This window comes from Helcobacillus sp. ACRRO (assembly GCF_022347125.1).
Taxonomy (GTDB): Bacteria; Actinomycetota; Actinomycetes; order Actinomycetales; family Dermabacteraceae; genus Helcobacillus; species Helcobacillus massiliensis.
The window spans coordinates 1-16,713 of the sequence record NZ_JAKRNG010000007.1 but is presented as its reverse complement, the minus strand read 5'-3'; the positions used below and the strand labels follow the sequence as shown (position 1 = coordinate 16,713).

Annotated in this window: 14 protein-coding genes and 1 pseudogene; 13 read left to right on the top strand and 2 right to left on the bottom strand. The window is 65.6% G+C overall.

Going from position 1 to position 16,713, the window contains the following annotated elements; all coding sequences use genetic code 11:
- Positions 1–75: 75 nt before the first annotated feature.
- From rpmB to MHY20_RS03840, 10 genes are all read left to right on the top strand, one after another.
- Positions 76–267: a 50S ribosomal protein L28 gene (gene rpmB, locus MHY20_RS03885; protein WP_183374031.1), complete on the top strand. Its 192-nt coding sequence runs from the start codon at positions 76–78 to the stop codon at positions 265–267.
- Between the two features lie 71 nt (positions 268–338).
- The gene (locus MHY20_RS03880) at positions 339–2,573 is read left to right on the top strand and encodes an ATP-dependent DNA helicase RecG (RefSeq protein WP_239374958.1); all 2,235 of its coding nucleotides are present in this window, start codon (positions 339–341) and stop codon (positions 2,571–2,573) included.
- Position 2,574: 1 nt separating this feature from the next.
- Complete coding sequence (gene rsmD / locus MHY20_RS03875; RefSeq protein WP_183374035.1) at positions 2,575–3,192, top strand: 16S rRNA (guanine(966)-N(2))-methyltransferase RsmD; 618 nt, start codon at positions 2,575–2,577, stop codon at positions 3,190–3,192.
- The gene (coaD, locus tag MHY20_RS03870) at positions 3,189–3,680 is read left to right on the top strand and encodes a pantetheine-phosphate adenylyltransferase (RefSeq protein ID WP_183374037.1); all 492 of its coding nucleotides are present in this window, start codon (positions 3,189–3,191) and stop codon (positions 3,678–3,680) included. The genes rsmD and coaD overlap by 4 nt, the downstream gene beginning before the upstream one ends.
- A 1-nt stretch (position 3,681) precedes the next feature.
- Positions 3,682–4,272, top strand: a complete 591-nt coding sequence (locus tag MHY20_RS03865; RefSeq protein ID WP_183374039.1) for a YceD family protein — start codon at positions 3,682–3,684, stop codon at positions 4,270–4,272.
- The gene (gene rnc, locus MHY20_RS03860; protein WP_239374956.1) at positions 4,269–5,024 is read left to right on the top strand and encodes a ribonuclease III; all 756 of its coding nucleotides are present in this window, start codon (positions 4,269–4,271) and stop codon (positions 5,022–5,024) included. Before MHY20_RS03865 ends, rnc begins: the two co-directional genes overlap by 4 nt.
- Entirely contained in the window at positions 5,024–5,977 is a 954-nt protein-coding gene (gene mutM / locus MHY20_RS03855) for a bifunctional DNA-formamidopyrimidine glycosylase/DNA-(apurinic or apyrimidinic site) lyase (protein WP_239374954.1), read from the top strand. The genes rnc and mutM overlap by 1 nt, the downstream gene beginning before the upstream one ends.
- 467 nt (positions 5,978–6,444) lie before the next feature.
- Entirely contained in the window at positions 6,445–9,159 is a 2,715-nt protein-coding gene (locus MHY20_RS03850; protein ID WP_239374951.1) for a DNA methyltransferase, read from the top strand.
- On the top strand, positions 9,156–11,141 hold the full coding sequence (locus MHY20_RS03845) for a DEAD/DEAH box helicase (RefSeq protein WP_239374948.1): 1,986 nt from the start codon (positions 9,156–9,158) through the stop codon (positions 11,139–11,141). Before MHY20_RS03850 ends, MHY20_RS03845 begins: the two co-directional genes overlap by 4 nt.
- A complete protein-coding gene (locus tag MHY20_RS03840) occupies positions 11,141–12,349 on the top strand; it encodes a GIY-YIG nuclease family protein (RefSeq protein ID WP_239374945.1) in 1,209 nt (402 codons plus the stop codon). Before MHY20_RS03845 ends, MHY20_RS03840 begins: the two co-directional genes overlap by 1 nt.
- 243 nt (positions 12,350–12,592) lie before the next feature.
- Here MHY20_RS03840 and MHY20_RS03835 read toward each other — a convergent pair whose 3' ends face one another.
- A complete protein-coding gene (locus tag MHY20_RS03835) occupies positions 12,593–12,817 on the bottom strand; it encodes a helix-turn-helix transcriptional regulator (protein WP_239374942.1) in 225 nt (74 codons plus the stop codon).
- Positions 12,818–13,420: 603 nt separating this feature from the next.
- Between MHY20_RS03835 and MHY20_RS03830 the strand changes: the two genes are divergently transcribed.
- The 3 genes and pseudogenes from MHY20_RS03830 to MHY20_RS03820 all read left to right on the top strand — a co-directional run bounded on the left by MHY20_RS03830 (position 13,421) and on the right by MHY20_RS03820 (position 15,847).
- Positions 13,421–14,896 carry a HEPN domain-containing protein gene (locus MHY20_RS03830; RefSeq protein WP_239374940.1) on the top strand — a complete coding sequence of 492 codons (1,476 nt, stop codon included), beginning with the start codon at positions 13,421–13,423 and terminating at the stop codon, positions 14,894–14,896.
- A gap of 138 nt (positions 14,897–15,034) precedes the next feature.
- Positions 15,035–15,172, top strand: a pseudogene (locus tag MHY20_RS03825) (zinc finger domain-containing protein); the annotation flags it as partial.
- Between the two features lie 57 nt (positions 15,173–15,229).
- Positions 15,230–15,847: a response regulator transcription factor gene (locus MHY20_RS03820; protein WP_239374938.1), complete on the top strand. Its 618-nt coding sequence runs from the start codon at positions 15,230–15,232 to the stop codon at positions 15,845–15,847.
- Between the two features lie 10 nt (positions 15,848–15,857).
- Here MHY20_RS03820 and MHY20_RS03815 read toward each other — a convergent pair.
- Positions 15,858–16,713 (bottom strand): histidine kinase (locus MHY20_RS03815; protein ID WP_239374936.1); only part of this gene is annotated, 856 nt, incomplete at its 5' end.

The window sequence follows — 16,713 nt, the reverse complement described above, 5'->3', positions numbered from 1 at the left end:
GCCAGGGCGAGATCGTCCGCGCCTGCCGTGGGCGCATCATCGACGACTTCCATTCATTTCGACCAGGAGAACATCGTGGCTTCTAAGTGTGACATCTGCCCCAAGGGCCCGAGCTTCGGCAAGAGTGTCTCCCACTCCCACCGTCGCACCTCGCGCCGCTGGAACCCGAACATCCAGTCCGTGCGCGCCATCGTGAACGGCAGCGCCAAGCGCATCAACGTGTGCACGTCCTGCATCAAGGCGGGCAAGGTGCAGCGCGCCGCCTGAGCGCAGCTGCCCACCAGCACCCGTGAGAAGCGGCCCCGGATCCCGGGGCCGCTTTTCGCACAGGAGGAGCCATGCAGTCGCCTGCCTTGACCACCATCCTCAGCCCGAAGGAGCTGAAGGCCGTCCGCGGATTCGGGGTCGAGACCGCGGAGGAGCTGCTGCGCGTCTCCCCGAACCGCTACAAGGTCCCCGGGCCGGTGCGCGACCTCCACAGCCTGCAGGAGGGCGATGACATCACCGTCATCGCAACCGTCATCGACATCAGCGAACACCGCATGCGCAGCGGCCGCGGCACAGTCCTCACCGCCCGCATCGAGGACGATTCCGGGGACCAGCTGGACCTGCCGTTCTTCCTGTACAAGCAGCACCTGGTGACCTATCACCGGGGGAGGCTGCGCCCCGGCGTCGGCATCCTCGTCCAGGGCACCGTCAAACTGTTCCGGGGACAGCCGCAGGTCACCCACCCGGACTACACGCTGCTCACACCCGACGGCGAGGACACCGACGGCATCACCATCCAGCAGGCGCTGCAGCCCCGGCCCGTCTATCCGCAGCGATCCGGCTCCAAGCAGAGCACCGTTGCCAGCGCGTTCGACAAAGCCCTCGACTACGTCAGCCTCACCGCCACCCCCGTGCCCGGCGCGGTCCTCCGAGAGCATCGCCTGCTGACCGCTGAGCAGGCCCTCACCGCCCTGCACCGACCGCGCAGCATGAAGGACGTCGACGCCGCCCGGCGGTTCCTCCGCTTCGAAGAGGCGTTCATCATCCAGTCCGCGTTCGCGCGCCGCCGCGCCCGCGACGCCGAGGACCGCGCCCCCGCCTTGGATGTCCGCGGACAGCTCGCCACGGGGCTCGATCAGCGACTCCCGTTCTCGCTGACCGACGCGCAGCAGCGCGCCGGTGCCGAGATCGAGCAGCGCATCTCCACCGCGCGCCCCACGTCGGTGCTGCTGCAGGGCGATGTGGGCAGCGGCAAGACCATCGTGGCGCTGCGGGCCATGGTCCGCGCCATCGACTCCGGCCATCAGGCGGCGCTGCTCGCTCCGACCGATGTCCTCGCGCGGCAGCACCACGCCACCATCATGCGCATGCTCGGGGACCTCGGGGAGGCCGGCACCCTCCACGCCCCGGAGCACGCCACCACGGTCCGGCTGCTCACCGGGTCCCTCACGGTGCCCGAGCGCCGCCAGGCGCTGCTGGACATGCAGGTCGGGACCGCGGGACTGATCGTCGGCACTCACGCGCTGCTGTCCGACGGCGTCGACTTCGCCGACCTCGGCCTCGTCGTGATCGACGAGCAGCACCGCTTCGGGGTGGAGCACCGCCGCATGCTGCGCGCGAAGGGCAGCCACGGCGGCAACCCGCATGTCATCGTCATGACCGCCACGCCGATTCCGCGCACCGCGGCGATCAGCATTGCAGGCGACCTCGATGTCATCGCCCTGGACACCGCCCCTGCGGGCCGCGCCGAGGTGCAGAGCTTTGTGGTGCCCGAGTCGAGTGACTCGTGGCGCGAGCGCATGTGGGAGCGCACCGCGGAGGAGTGCCGCCGCGGCATGCAGGCGTTCGTGGTGTGCCCCCGCATCAGCCCCGATGACGACACCGACGACAACGCGGATGCCGGCTTCGTGGACGACGCCGACCCCGGCCTGCTCACCAGCAGCGGCGGGCAGGGGGCCGACGGACTCCCGGATCCCTGGGCTCTGCACAGCGTGGAGGAGATCGCCGAGCAGCTGCAGACCGACCCCCGCTTCCGCGGCCTGCGGATCGCGACCCTCCACGGCCGCCAGCACGCGAACGACAAGCAGAAGCGGATGGAGGCGTTCGCCGCCGGGCAGATCGACGTCCTGGTCGCCACCACCGTCATCGAAGTCGGAGTCGACATCCCGAACGCCACCGTGATGGTGGTGCTCGATGCTGAGCGGTTCGGGCTGTCCCAGCTGCACCAGCTGCGCGGCCGCATCGGGCGGTCCGACCATCCCGGCATCGCCTTCTTCACCACCCGCGCCGCAGCGGGCAGCCCCCAGCACGACCATCTGAAGGCGCTCGCCGACACCCGCAGCGGGTTCGAGCTCGCCGAGATCGACCTGGAGCGCCGCGGAGGCGGCGACCTCATCGGCACCGCCCAGTCCGGCATGCGCGCCGGCATCACCCATCTGAATGTGCTGCGGGACGCCGCCGTGATCGCCGAGGCGAGACAGGCCGCATTCAGCCTGGACCTCGGCGCCCTCAGCGAGGTTGAACGGACCCGACTGACCGACGCCATCGACGCCCGCCTCGTGGATGCGGACGTGGAGAGGAGCTGACATGCCCCGCATCATCGCCGGAGCGCTGGGCGGTCGCACCATCGCCTCCCCGCCCAGCAGCCGCACCCGCCCCACCAGCGACCGGGTCCGCGAATCCCTGTTCGGGCGGCTCGACGCCTGGGGCGTTCTGCGCGGCGCCCATGTGCTCGACCTGTTCGGCGGCACCGGCGCCCTCGCATTCGAAGCGCTGTCCCGCGGCGCCGGCAGCGCCGTCATCGTGGAGGCGCACGGCCCCACCGCCCAGGTGATCCGCCGCAGCGCCGAGGACCTCGGCCTCACCGACCAGGTCAGCGTCATCACCGGGCGGGCCGAGAGCGTCATCCGGACGCTGAACCCGTCGGCCGGCCCCGCCGCCTCAGCGGTGTTCCTCGACCCTCCCTACACCGTCCCCCTCGCGCACATCGCTGACCTCCTCGAGCAGCTCAGCGCCGCCGGAGTCCTCGCCGACGAAGCGGTCATCGTCATCGAGCACTCCGGCCGCACCGATGAGCAGCTGCGCCTCGGCCCCGAGTTCGTGGACGAGGGTGCGAAGCAGTACGGCGACACCGCCGTGGAGTTCTTCACCTATCTCGACCCCCGGATCAGCGCGGCAGGCACGGGCGATATGCTGGGGCAATGACCACAGCAGTTGTGCCGGGCTCCTTCGATCCCTTCACCACCGGTCACCTCGACCTCGTGCGCCGCGCGTCCGCCCTCGTGGACCGCGTCATCGTCGCCGTCTCCCACAACCCGAACAAGAACCACCTGCTGGACATCGAGACGCGCCTGCGGACCATCCGCGACACCCTCGAGCAGGAGGGACTGACCACCGTCACCGCCGAAGCCCTCCCCAGCGGGCTCCTCGTGGACTTCGCGAAGGGCCGCGGCGCCACGCACCTCATCAAGGGGCTGCGCTCCCAGATCGACCTCGCCTACGAGGAGCCGATGGCGCGCATGAACCAGCACCTGGAGGGCATCGACACCGTGTTCGTGCTGACCGATCCGTCGCTCTCCCACATCAGCTCCACCCTCGTCCGAGAGGTCGCCGGCCTCGGCCGCGACGTGTCCGACTTCGTTCCCGCGCCGGTCCTCGGCGCACTCACCGCAACCCTGGCAAAGGACAGCTGAGATGGCAGACCCCATGCTCCCCGCCGGCCTCGACCTCCGCTTCGAGGTCATCGACCTCATCCACCGCATCGGCGCCCACCGCACCGAAGAGCGCATCGTCCGCGCCGACGAGCAGGTCGGCAGCCCCGTCATGGGCGTCGCCGCCGGCGACCCGATCGACGTGCGCGCCCAGCTCGAATCCGTGGAAGAGGGCATCTTCATCACCGGCAGCGCCGACGCCACCCTCACCGGCGAATGCTCCCGATGCCTCGATCCGATCACCGAGGACGTCAGTGCCCCCATCGGCGAGATGTTCACCTACCCCGACAAGCTCGAGAAGGGCATCGATCCGGAGGAGGACGACATCCCCCTCCTCACCGGCGACACCATCGACCTCGGCCACCAGGTCCACGACGCCCTCGCCGTGGCCGCACCGTTCACACCCCTGTGCCGCGAGGACTGCCTCGGCCTGTGCGACCAGTGCGGGTTCCGCATGGAGGACGACCCCGACCACGAGCACGTCATCATCGACCCGCGACTGAGCTCGCTCGCCGCCCTGCTGCAGGACTCCGATGGCGCCGCCGGTGACGCCAAGGGGGACTCGGCACAGTGAGCCGGAAGAACCGTGCCCGCGGCATCGAGCAGCATCGCGAGGACCGCAGTGAGCTGCTCGCCTCCCTGCCGCTGCGGGGTCAGCAGATCCGCGAGGACCTCCTCGAGGTCGCGCTGACGCACCGATCGTTCTCGTACGAGAACGGGGAAGTGCCGCACAACGAGCGGCTCGAGTTCCTCGGCGACTCCGTGCTCGGCCTCGCCGTCACCCACCGCCTGTTCCACCTGTTCCCGGACGCTCCCGAGGGCCGCCTGTCCCGGCACAAGAGCGCCGTCGTATCGATGCGGGCCCTGGCACTGCTGGCGCGCCGCCACGGGCTCGGCGAGTACATCCGCCTCGGCCGCGGGGAGGCCCTGTCCGGCGGCCGCGACCGTTCCTCGGTCCTCGCCGACACGGTGGAGGCGATCATCGGCGCGGTCCATCTCAGCCTCGGCGCTGAGGCCTCCGACTGCTTCGTGCTGGACCTGATCGATCCGATCATCGACGACGACGAGTTCCTGCGCGCCGAATACGACTACAAGACGCGCCTGCAGGAGATCGCCGCGGAGCACGACACCGTCCCGGCGTACGAGGTGGAGGACCACTCGGCCGACGGCGTCTCCGCCTACAGCGCCGTCGCGACCGTGGCCGGGCAGGTCACCGGCCGCGGCGACGGCACCTCGAAGAAGGACGCTGAGCGCGCCGCCGCGCAGCAGGCCGTGCTGGCGTACTGCAACGCCCACGGCATCGAGTTCTCCGTGTTCGACGCCTGATGCCCGAGATGCCCGAGGTCGAGGTCGTGCGCCGCGGCCTCGCCCCCTACGTCAGCGGACGCACCATCGACCGCGTCGAGGTCCATGACGTCCGGTCGATCCGTCAGCACACTCCCGGTGCTGACCACCTGGGCGACGCCCTCGTGGGGCGCCGGATCCGCTCCGCCGTGCGCCGCGGGAAGTTCCTGTGGCTGCTGGACGACCACCTCGACGACGCGCTCATGGTGCATCTGGGAATGAGCGGCCAGCTGCGCGTCAGCGCACCGCCCGCGACCGACCCGGCCCCCGCGGGCGGCCCGGGGGCGGGGCCGACGGGCGCCGCGCCCAGCGAGGGACCCGCCTCCGACCCGGTCAAACACCTGCGGGTGCGTCTGGAGCTCGATGACGGCACCCGCATCGACTTCATCGACCAGCGGATCTTCGGCGGCCTCTGGCTCTCGCCCCTGGAGGAGACAGCAGATGCTGCTCCCGCCGGTGAAGGCGACGATCTTCCCCTCATTCCCTCCTCGGCCGCGCACATCGCCCGTGACCTCACCGACCCGCAACTTGATGTGGAGCGCACCGTGGCTGCGATCCGCCGCAGCCGAGCCTCCATCAAGTCCCTGCTGCTGAACCAGCAGGTGGTCTCCGGCATCGGCAACATCTACGCCGACGAAGCCCTCTGGGCGGCCCGCATCCACTACGAACGCCCCGGTGAGAGCGTCAGCGCAGCGAAGGTGCGGCAGCTGCTGGCGGAGGCGAGGGCGGTGATGGAGCGCGCCCTCGAGGTGGGCGGCACGAGCTTCGACGCGCTGTACGTCAACGTCGACGGCCGCTCCGGTTATTTCGCGCGGGACCTCAATGTCTATGGGCGTTCTGGGCTACCGTGCAGGCGTTGCGGTACCCCCATTGTAAGGGAAAAATTCACGAACCGCTCTAGCCACTTTTGCCCGTCTTGCCAGCGGAAACGCTGAACGGATGCTCCCTCTGAGCATGCCGGCTAGCTGGTGCCTCGGCAACGGGGCAGAGTCTCGACTCATCACACATGAATGCACAGCGGGAAGAAACTCTCTTCTTACGTTCAGCCACGCACATACAGCGAGTCGAATCGAGTTCTGCTGGCGGCACGTGACCCGATCAAGAGTTCCGGGCGGCGGCTCGCGTGGGAGCGGTCGACCTTGGAAGGACGGCACGTGCCGGTCCCAGAGGGTCTGATTGGACCACCAGAGCGTGGAGCGAATCGCGCAGACCTCGAAACACCTCAGTAGTGACACGGCGCGCGCACATGGCGGGACATACGAGCGAGTTGACGCGGTACTGCGTCGGACTCGGGCGATAAGATTGCCGAGCGTGCGGTCAGGTTGAACCACTGCGGATTCGCAGGCAGGACTAGCCCGGGCACGTACGCGTAGAAATCCAACGTGCAGGACAGGTGAACAACATGGCGAGGCTCAACCTCAAGGTGATCGAGGAACGCGTTTCCCCGCTGGCGGGTCGTGACTCGTACGACCGCGAGTTCATCTTCAACCTCCTGCTCGCCTACGGGAAACCGCAGAGCAGCATCACGCGCCTGCGCAACGGCGACCTCAACGTCGCTGCCGATCCGGTGAGTGAGGTCGCGCAGAAGAAGGTCGTCTACTTCAAGGAGACCGACGGCGACGCCCTGGCGGTCCTCGAAGGACTGAAGAAGTCTCCTGACGTGGTCTGCTTCAGCACGCGGTTCGTCATCGTCACCGACTACGTAGAGCTGGTCGCGTACGACACCAAGACCGATGAGACCATCGGGTTCCCCATCCGCGAGATCGACCAGCACTTCACGTTCTTCCTCCCGTGGGCCGGGATGGAGAAGGCCCAGTACGTCGCCGAGGCGCACGCAGATGTGAAGGCCGCTGAGCGCATGGGCAAGCTCTTCGACGAGCTCCTGAACGCGAACCCCGACCTCCTCGAACAGCCGCATGGACGCCACGCCCTGAACCTGTTCTTCACACGCCTGCTGTTCTGCTACTTCGCCGAGGACACCGGCATCTTCGCCGAGAATCAGTTCACGAACGCGGTCGGGTCCCAGACTCTCGACGACGGATCGGACACGGCAGAGTTCCTCACCGACCTGTTCACAGCACTCGACACGGCCCAGGCGGCGGACAAGCCCAGCCACCTCGCGGCGTTTCCCTACGTCAACGGCCGGCTCTTCACGATGTCGCCGGACCACGTCGTCCCGAGGTTCACGAAAAAGGCCCGGCAAGAGCTCATCAACGCCGGCAAGCTCATCTGGCGCGAGATCAACCCCGACATCTTCGGCTCGATGTTCCAGGCCATCGTCACGCCCGGCACCCGCAGTGACCTCGGTCAGCACTACACGTCCGTCCCCAACATCCTCAAGACGATCGAGCCGCTGTTCCTCGACGCGCTGAAGGATCAGTTCAACGCATCGCGCGATTCGGTCAAGAAGCTCGAAGCCCTTCTCGAACGCATCAGCGCGATCAAGGTCTTCGATCCTGCCTGTGGATCCGGGAACTTCCTCGTCATCGCGTACAAGGAGCTGCGCAAGCTCGAGCATGCCATCCTCGAACGCCTCGCCGAGCTGGATGACAGGTACCGCGTCCTGTTCGCCGAGTCGAAGATCAACATCGAGAACTTCTACGGCATTGAGATCGATGACTTCGCCGTCGAGGTGGCGATCCTGTCCCTGTGGATCGCGAAACACCAGATGAACGCAGAGTTCAAGGACAAATTCGGCGTCTCCATCCCCCTGATCCCACTTAAGGAAGCGGGGCAAATTAAGCAGGGCAACGCTGCTCGAGTCGACTGGAACGAGGTCTGCCCGAACGACGGCGGCGAGATCTATTTGATTGGGAACCCGCCATACGCAGGGTCGAAGACTCAGACCAAGGAGCAGAAGGCTGACTACGACTACGTATTCAAGGGGCGACCGTACTCAAAGAACCTCGACTACATTGCGCTCTGGTTCGTAAAGGGAGCCGAATACATCGAGGCCACACAGGCTGCGCTTGCGTTCGTCACGACGAACTCGGTTTCCCAAGGCGAACACGCCGGGATCATGTTCCCGATGATCTTCGAGAGGGGCATTGAGATTGGGTTCGCTTATACCTCGTTTAAGTGGGAGAACAACGCGAAGCGCAACGCAGGAGTGACCGTGGCTGTGGTCGGATTGAGGAAGGCGTCGCCTGCGCCCAAGTACATTTATGCAGATGACCTTCAGATCGTGGCGACCAACATCAATGGCTACCTCGCCGACGGGGACAACATGTTCGTGATGAAACGCTCGAAGCCATTATCGGGGCTGCCGGCTATGTCATTCGGAAGCATGCCGAACGACAAAGGTGCACTCCTGCTGAGCCCCGAGGAACGAAGTCGACTCCTTGAATCGAGACCTGACGCGGAACGCTTTATCAAGAGGTTCTTGGGCGCGAGTGAGTACATTTCTGGTGTCGACCGCTTCGCGTTATGGATCGAGGATCAGGACGCGACGCAAGCAGCTGCGATTCCTGAGATTGCCAACAGGATCGAGCGGGTTCGCGCATCGCGCTCGGAAAGCGGCAGGGCTTCGACGAAGAAACTCTCCGCGGTCCCACATCGTTTCGGCGAAGTCCGTTATAAGCCGACCGAGTCGATCATCGTTCCAAGTGTTTCGTCCGAACGCCGCGAGTACATCCCGATCGGATACCTCGGACCGGACACAGTTGTGTCGAATCTGGCTTATGCCGTCTACGATGCGAAGCCTTGGGTCTTCGCTCTCCTGACATCACGCATGCATATGTCGTGGACTCGAGCCGTTGGAGGTCAGCTAGAGACTCGCATTCGTTACTCGAACACGATTGTCTATAACAACTTCCCAGTGCCGCCTCTGTCTGACGCCATGAAGGAGAAGCTCACTGAAGCTGCGCTCCGTGTGCTAGATGTGCGGGAGTACCACTGCGAGAAGGCCCTCGCTGAGCTCTATGACCCGGACAAGATGCCCGATGACCTGCGTGAGGCTCACGCGACTGTGGACGCGATGGTCGACTCGATCTACTCCAAGAAACCGTACGAGTCCGACGAGCAGCGCCTCTCTGACCTGTTTGCGATGTACGAACGTATGACTGCCGAGGAAGCAGCGAAGGCTCCGGCGAAGAAGTCCCGAAAGGCGGCCAAGTGAACGCGCATAAGAAGCCCGTCAACATCGTCGACGTCACCTATGCCCAGACGAAGGCGTCGGTGAACACGGACGCACTGGGCATGCGCGAGATGCAGCAGCGGGTGTTCGCTAAGCGCGACGCCCAGCATCTGCTGGTCAAGGCACCGCCGGCGTCCGGTAAGTCGCGTGCGCTCATGTTTGTGGGCCTGGACAAGCTCTACAACCAGGGTCGCGAGAAGGTCATCGTCGCCGTACCGGAGCGCTCGATCGGGGCATCGTTCGCCTCGACGAACCTCACGAAGTTCGGCTTCTTCGCCGACTGGGCGATCAAACCGGAGCACAACCTCTGCGATGCTGGCTCCTCGGAGGGCAAGGTCGATGCGTTCATCAAGTTCCTCGAAGGGCCTGACGCGACACTTGTGTGCACCCACGCCACGTTGCGCTTCGCGTTCGAGAAACTCGCCCCCGACGCCTTCGACGGCACGGTCCTCGCGATCGACGAGTTCCACCACGTCTCCGCTGACACGGAGTCCAGCCGCCTCGGGGCACTCCTGCGCGACGTGATGAACGGCTCTGATGTGCACATCGTCGCCATGACGGGCTCGTACTTCCGCGGCGACTCGGTCCCCGTGCTCACTGCCGAGGACGAAGCGAAGTTCACGCCGGTCACCTTCAACTACTACGACCAGCTCAACGGCTACGAGCACCTGCGCTCTCTGGGAATCGGGCATCACTTCTACCAAGGGCGGTACACCGATGCGATCGGTGAGGTCCTCGACCTCGACAAGAAGACCATCGTGCACATCCCGAGCGTGAACTCCGGCGAGTCGACGAAGGACAAGCTCGAGGAAGTCGGGCGCATCATCGACGTCATCGGCCACGTCGAGACGACGGATCCGGACACCGGCATCATCAGCGTGCGCCGCCAGGACACCGGGACCATCGTGCGCGTGGCGGACCTCGTCGACGACACGGATCAGAAGAAGCGCGGGGACACCCTCCACTTCCTGTCCCACACGGCTTCGAAGGACCGCGACGCCGTCGACATCATCATTGCTCTTGGCATGGCCAAGGAAGGCTTCGACTGGTCCTTCGCCGAGCACGCACTGACCGTCGGCTACCGGGCCTCGCTCACCGAAGTCATCCAGATCATCGGACGCGTGACCCGCGACAGCCCCGGGAAGTCCCACGCGCAGTTCACGAACCTCATCGCGGAGCCCGACGCGACCCAGGGCGAGGTGAAGGTCTCCGTGAACAACATGCTCAAGGCGATCACCGCCTCTTTGCTCATGGAGCAGGTCCTCGCGCAGAACTTCACGTTCAAGACGAAGAAGTTCGACGCGGACGACTCGAAGACTCCCGGCGAGCTCAAGATCAAGGGGTTCAAGGAGCCGTCGACCGAACGTGTGAAGCAGATCGTCGAGACCGACCTGAACGACCTGAAGGCGACGATCCTGCAGGACGACACGTTCGCCAGAGCTGCTGCTGGCTCCGTGGACGCCGAGACGACGAACCAGGTGCTGATCCCCAAGATCATCCGCGAGAAGTACCCGGATCTCACCGACGCCCAGGTCGAGGAGGTTCGTCAGCAGGTCGTGGTCGATTCGGTGATCAAGAATGGCGAGGTGCGCGAGGTCGGCGACAAGAGGTTCATCAAGATGGCCGAGAAGTTCGTCAACATCGACGAGCTCCACATCAACCTCATCGATTCGGTGAACCCGTTCCAGCGGGCATTCGAGGTCATGTCCAAGTCGGTCACGCCGTCAGTGCTCCGGATCATCCAGGACTCGATCGCTGCGACACGCATCGAGTTCAGTGAAGAGGAAGCGGTTGCGCTCTGGCCAAAGATTCAGAACTGGGTCAAGGTGAACGGTGGCCGTCGTCCCGATCGGCGTGCTGAAGATCCGACCGAGAAGCGCTACGCGGAAGCACTGCTCTTTTTGCAGCGCCTCAAGCAGCAACGCATCGCACAGATGAAAGCCGCCGAGACAGGGGAGGGATGATGACTACTAACGACAACTCTACGCCACCATCCTCGGGCAAGTCGGTTGTAGAGGATGCGTTTCTTCGACTCCTCGATTCGGATGTGGACGGATTGCTCGATGCGCCGCAGAAGCCGAAGAAGGTTACTTCTTCGGACCGTCTGGAAGGGGCGTTTCTCGAGATCGTCGAGTTCCGACGAGAGCACGGGCGGGTGCCGAGCTCGACGACGCGCGAGATCGCCGAGCGGAAGCTCGGGGCGCGCCTCGACGGCATCATGGCGAATGACGAGAAGATCGAAGCGCTCAAGCACCTCGACGAGTTTGGGCTGCTCGATGCGCCCGAACCTCCGGGTTCGTTGGATGATCTCCTTGACAGCGACGCCATCGACGACCTGCTCGACGATGACAGCGGCGTCCTCGATGTCTCGGGTCTCCCCCTCATGCGCAAGCCCGAGTCCCCTGATTCGGTCGCGAAGCGTGTTAAGGCCGAAGACTTCGAACAGTTCGAGCACCTGTTCAAGGCCAAGCACGCTGAGCTCGCCGAGGGTACCCTCCAGCTCGCCAGGTTCACCGGGCTCCACATGATCCGCGAAGGCGCGTTCTTCGTCCTCGGAGGCGTGATGTGCTTCGTTGCCGAAGTCGGTGAGGACGTCGACCTCGTCGTCGGCGGAAAGCCGAAGCAGAAGCAACGCCTGCGCGTCCTCTTCGAGAACGGCACCGAGTCGAGGATGTACAAGCAGAGCCTGATGACGCGCCTGTATGAACAGGAGGGCCAGGTTCTCGCACGGACTGGCGTCGACGCGAGCGAGGTCCTCGACGCGGATGTCGAGAGCGGGCACATCTACGTGCTTCAGTCGCTGAGCGACGACCCCGCGATTTCAGGCCTTCCTGACCTGTACAAGATCGGCTTCTCAACGACGACCGTCGAGCAGCGCATCAAGAACGCCGAGTCGTCGCCGACGTACCTGATGGCACCCGTGCGCGTCGTCGCGGACTACCGCCTCTACAACGTGAAGCCGTCAGCACTCGAGCACCTGCTGCATCGTGTCTTCGCGGCCGTGCGTCTCGACCTGACCCAGATCGACCGCAAGGGCCGGGACTATGACCCCTCGGAGTGGTTCGTCGTGCCTCGTGACGCGATCAATCGGGCAGTCGCGATGATCGTCTCCGGAGAGATCGTGGACTACGTCTACGACCCCGTGAGCCAGCAGCTGGTTCCGCGCTCATGACAGCTCGTGACAACCACCCGAGGGAATGTACTGACTAGCCCAGTCAGTATTCGGTCTTCCATGTAGTAGCGGCGCGCCGTGTCGCATCCGCGAGGACGTCTCTGATCTCGCGCTGGAGGAGGAGTGGAGCGCCGAGACCGTCAAGGTTCTCGGCTGATAGCCATTCCAGCGCCTCACTTCGTGACCCAGGAAGGGGCGGCTCACACGTATACGTGAGATCGCGCCACTTCGGGGGAGTGCTAGCTAGTTGACCGTCGCGAGGAGCTCCGCGGGGGAGACATCAAGCCCGTGAGCGAGCTTGACGCTGATGACGAGCGTCGAGTTGCGGCGGCCCCGCTCCAGGCCGCTTATGTAGGTGCGGTCGAGACTGACGTGGTGAGCGAAGGCCTCTTGAGACGCCCAGCCTCGCTCCTGGCGGAGTTCGCGGAGATGCTCGCCGAATGCGATGCGGTGCGCGGACTCCCTCATATCTCAACGGTTTCGCTACGATGACCATGAGTCCACGGACTATGAGTCACATTAGTTGGTCCGGGGGGTGATCGCGTTCGCGTCAGGCTCCGGGCAATGCGAAGGAGCGAGTAGGGCATGGGGTCAGAAGACGAGTGGATCGACATCGCCGCGGCGGCAGAGCGCGAGTCGTGCAGCCCGCAGGCCATTCGCCGGCGGATCAAGGCTGGGGTTCTGACGGAGCGCATAGAAGCCTCCACGGCTCGCGATGGGCAGCACACGGTTAAGGCTTTGGGCCCGGGTCTCTGAGCTCGACGAGGTGTTCGGTCACGCGGCTCGGTAGGAACATGTTCGAAGGATCCGAGCCACCGCGCAGCCGCTGACACGCGACCAGGAGAGCGCTCTGCGTAAGGTGCTTCCCGACCATCTTGCAGAGAAGCAGGCGAAGCGGACGAGACGTAAGGTCGGCGGGGAGGCCGTGGGGTGCCTACAGGGGATCTTCGTGAAGTCTCGCCAGGCGGGCTGAGCAGCCGGCACTGCTAGAATCGAAGGCGTATGCTCCGGTGACTATCCGGGCCGCCTAGCCCGGACTCCCGGGGCACCACTCTTGTAGGGGGGACGCATATGCCGACCGAGCGGCTGCATCTGATCGAATCCCACGAGTGGTCTGGGCTGTGGTGGTTGCCCGACGCGCCGGATGAGCGCGTCCCGGGCGTGCTGCGATACGACCGTGACGGCGGTGCGGAACTAACGTTAATCGGCACCTTCGAGGACCGGGTCATGACGTCGCCCCGACCAGGCGTGACGCATGTGCATGAAGGCACGCGGTCGTGGGACGTCATACTCGGCGTCGCTCAGAATAGGGAGATCACCCTCCTTGGGTGCATCCCGACGAGCACGAACCGAAGCTTCGGCGCGCGAGTGAAGAGCCCCGACAAGCAGGTGGTTTCGGCTCAATCCGCGCTGATCGGCGTCCACGCGGCGAACGCGGAAGCTGCACTATTCGAAGGACTTCAGATCTCCGTCGAGGATCTCGGCCGCTGGGCGGCAGACGGGGTCTTCTCGTCGTCGATCGGCGGCCCAGGCGGGACGCCGTTCGATGGCAGTGGCTCGATCTGCGCGAAGCCGCTGGAGTCGACGTCGGTCCTGGTCGACGGCACCGAGTACTCACTTGAGCATCTTCGTAATCCTCCGTACGTCGACGAGCTTCGCGGGAGGACGACAGCGCGGATCCGTGACACGGTCTTCCTGCAGGTCGCTCCGCCGGACGCGTGCTCCTTCGAGGAAGCGCTCGCGTCCGCGAAGTCTCTGCAGGACCTGATCTCGCTCGCGACCCATCGTGCTGCCGGGGTGATCTGGCTGCGGCTGAAACTTAAGGGAGACGGGCCGGGGGCCGAACGGCATCCGATGGAGCGTTATGTCGAGGTGCTCTACTCGCCCGCCGCAGTGGGGGAGCGGGATGCAAAGGCCATCGAGCACCACAGAGTGTTCTTCACCTGCAGTGACATCCCCTTCCAGGAGATCGTCCCGCGATGGTGTGCGGTGCGTGATCGCCTCCGGGCCTCGACGGACCTGATCTTGGCGCTGCGGTACGCGCCAGCGCAGTACGTCGAGAGCCGTCTTCTCATGGCGGTCGGCGCTGCCGAAGCCCTCCATCGGGCGCTGGGAATCGAAGAGCTCCCGATGCCGAATGCTGAGTTCAAGAAGATGCGCGAGGCGATGCTTGAGGTCGCTCCGGAGGGTCAGCGGGAGCGGCTCAAGTCCGCGATCCGCAACGACATGACTCTCCGCGACCGGCTGGAGGCTCTTGTCAATCGGCCTGACCAGGAGGCGGTGTCGGTGCTCGTTCCTGATGTTGAACGATGGGCCAGCAGGACGGTAAAGGCCCGCAACGACCTGGCTCACGAGGGACGCACCCCCAGGCACGAGTTCGAGGAGCTAGTCGCCGTCGTCGAGGTCACGGCGGGCGTGGTGATCCTGAATCTCCTGCACGAGATCGGGCTGCCCGCGGATCGTCAGCGAGCGATCGTGAGGGAGCATCCGCAACTCCGGATGATTGCGCGTTGGGCGAGGGCAGAGCTCGTGACGCCCGAAGCGTAAGCTCGTCGAAGGCGTGGACCAGTGCCCTCGATCGCTTCACTGACGGTGTGGCCAGCCCACGTTAGGGAGTCGAGTCCCCATCGAATCACCACTGGAATGACGACTCGACTGGCCATTGGTGAGCGTCATAAACGAGTCGAATGGGGCTACTTCGCCCGCTCGCTGAACGCCTACGGCCGCGAGGGCGAGCCGTGCCCGCGCTGCCGCGCACCGATCCGCCGGCATGTGTTCCAGAACCGTTCGTCGTATGTGTGCACGAGGTGCCAACGCCGATAGAGTGTCCGAGTGCGGCTGGGGACCCAGCCGTGTCGAGTGATGGAGGATCCTTCGCCCATGGACCAGCAGACCCGAGTGATGATCGTGGACGACCACGAGGTTGTGCGCCGCGGCATCGTCGCGGCGATCGATGCCGACGAGCGACTCACCGTTGTCGCTGAGGCCGGCAGCGTCGCCGAAGCGCAGCGCCGCCTGCCGGCCGTGCGCCCCGACCTCCTCGTGGTCGATCTCCAGCTGCCCGACGGCACCGGCATCGACGTCATGAACATCGCCCGCTCCCTGCGTGAGGACCAGCCGATGCTGGTACTGACCTCCTTCAACGACACCGCCGCGATCCGCGAGTCCCGCCAGGCGGGTGCCAGGGGCCTGCTGATGAAGTCGGCGCGGTCGGCGGAGATCACCGGTGCGATCGTCGAAGTCGCCGCCGGCGGCACCATGTGGCCGGCCGGCAAGGACGACGGTGACGAGTTCGACCTCACCCCCGTGGAGTCCCGCATCGTCCAGTTCATCGGCGACGGTCTGCCGAACCGGGAGATCGCCGAGCATCTCGGCATCGCGGAGAAGACCGTGAAGAACCGCATCACCGGCATCCTCCAGAAGATGGGGATGCAGCGCCGCACCCAGGTGGCGGCGTGGGTCGTCGCGAACCGCCGCGCCGACTGGAAGGACAGCTGAGCGGACCTGCTCAGCTCGCGAACTCGGTCGCCCGCCAGGACACCATGGTGCCCGGCTCCAACGGGTACACATCGACCCACCCGGCGTGCCGCCGCGCCCTCGAGCGCATGTTCGCCAGGCCCGAACGCCGCGTCACCGAAGGGTCGATGCCGCGGCCGTTGTCCGACACGTTGACCTGAACCACCCGGTCCACGCCCTCGCGCAGAACCGTCACCGTCACCGCGACCGCTGAGGCGTGGGCGTGCCGGGCGGCGTTCGCGAGGCATTCGCGCACCACCGCCACCACGTCAGCGGTCAGCTCCGGGTTCGTGGCATCGAGGTCGTCCATCGAGGAGTGGAACTGCAGCGACGGCGCGAACCCGAGACCCGCGATCGCCATCGCGCACTCATGGCGGATCAGCTGCGTGAGGGTCAGCTCATCGGATTCGTTGCGCAGCGACTGCACGATGTGGCGGATCTGCGCGATCGAGTTCTCCAGTGACGCCATCGACTGCCGCAGCGATTCCGCGACCGGCCCGTTCTCCCGGAACTCCTGGAACCGTTCCGCGGACTTCGCTGCGGACTCCAGCTGCATGCCCGCCGCGAACAGCTCTTGGATCGCGAGGTCGTGCAGGTCCCGAGCGATGCGGTCCCGTTCGGTGGCGACATCGTCCTCGATGACGGAGCGGGCGCTCGCGTTGTTGAGGGCGAACGACATCACCGAGGCGAGGGCGTCCGCCAGGATCGTGGACTCCCGGTCGAAGGACGCGTCGGCGGTCTGCTCGGAGCCGGCGGGGAACCGCACCGCGATGAGGAGGCCGACGGCGTCGCGCCCGGCTTCCACCACGCGCGTCAGCACCTGCGGGGTGGGGGCTTCGGGGTGGGGC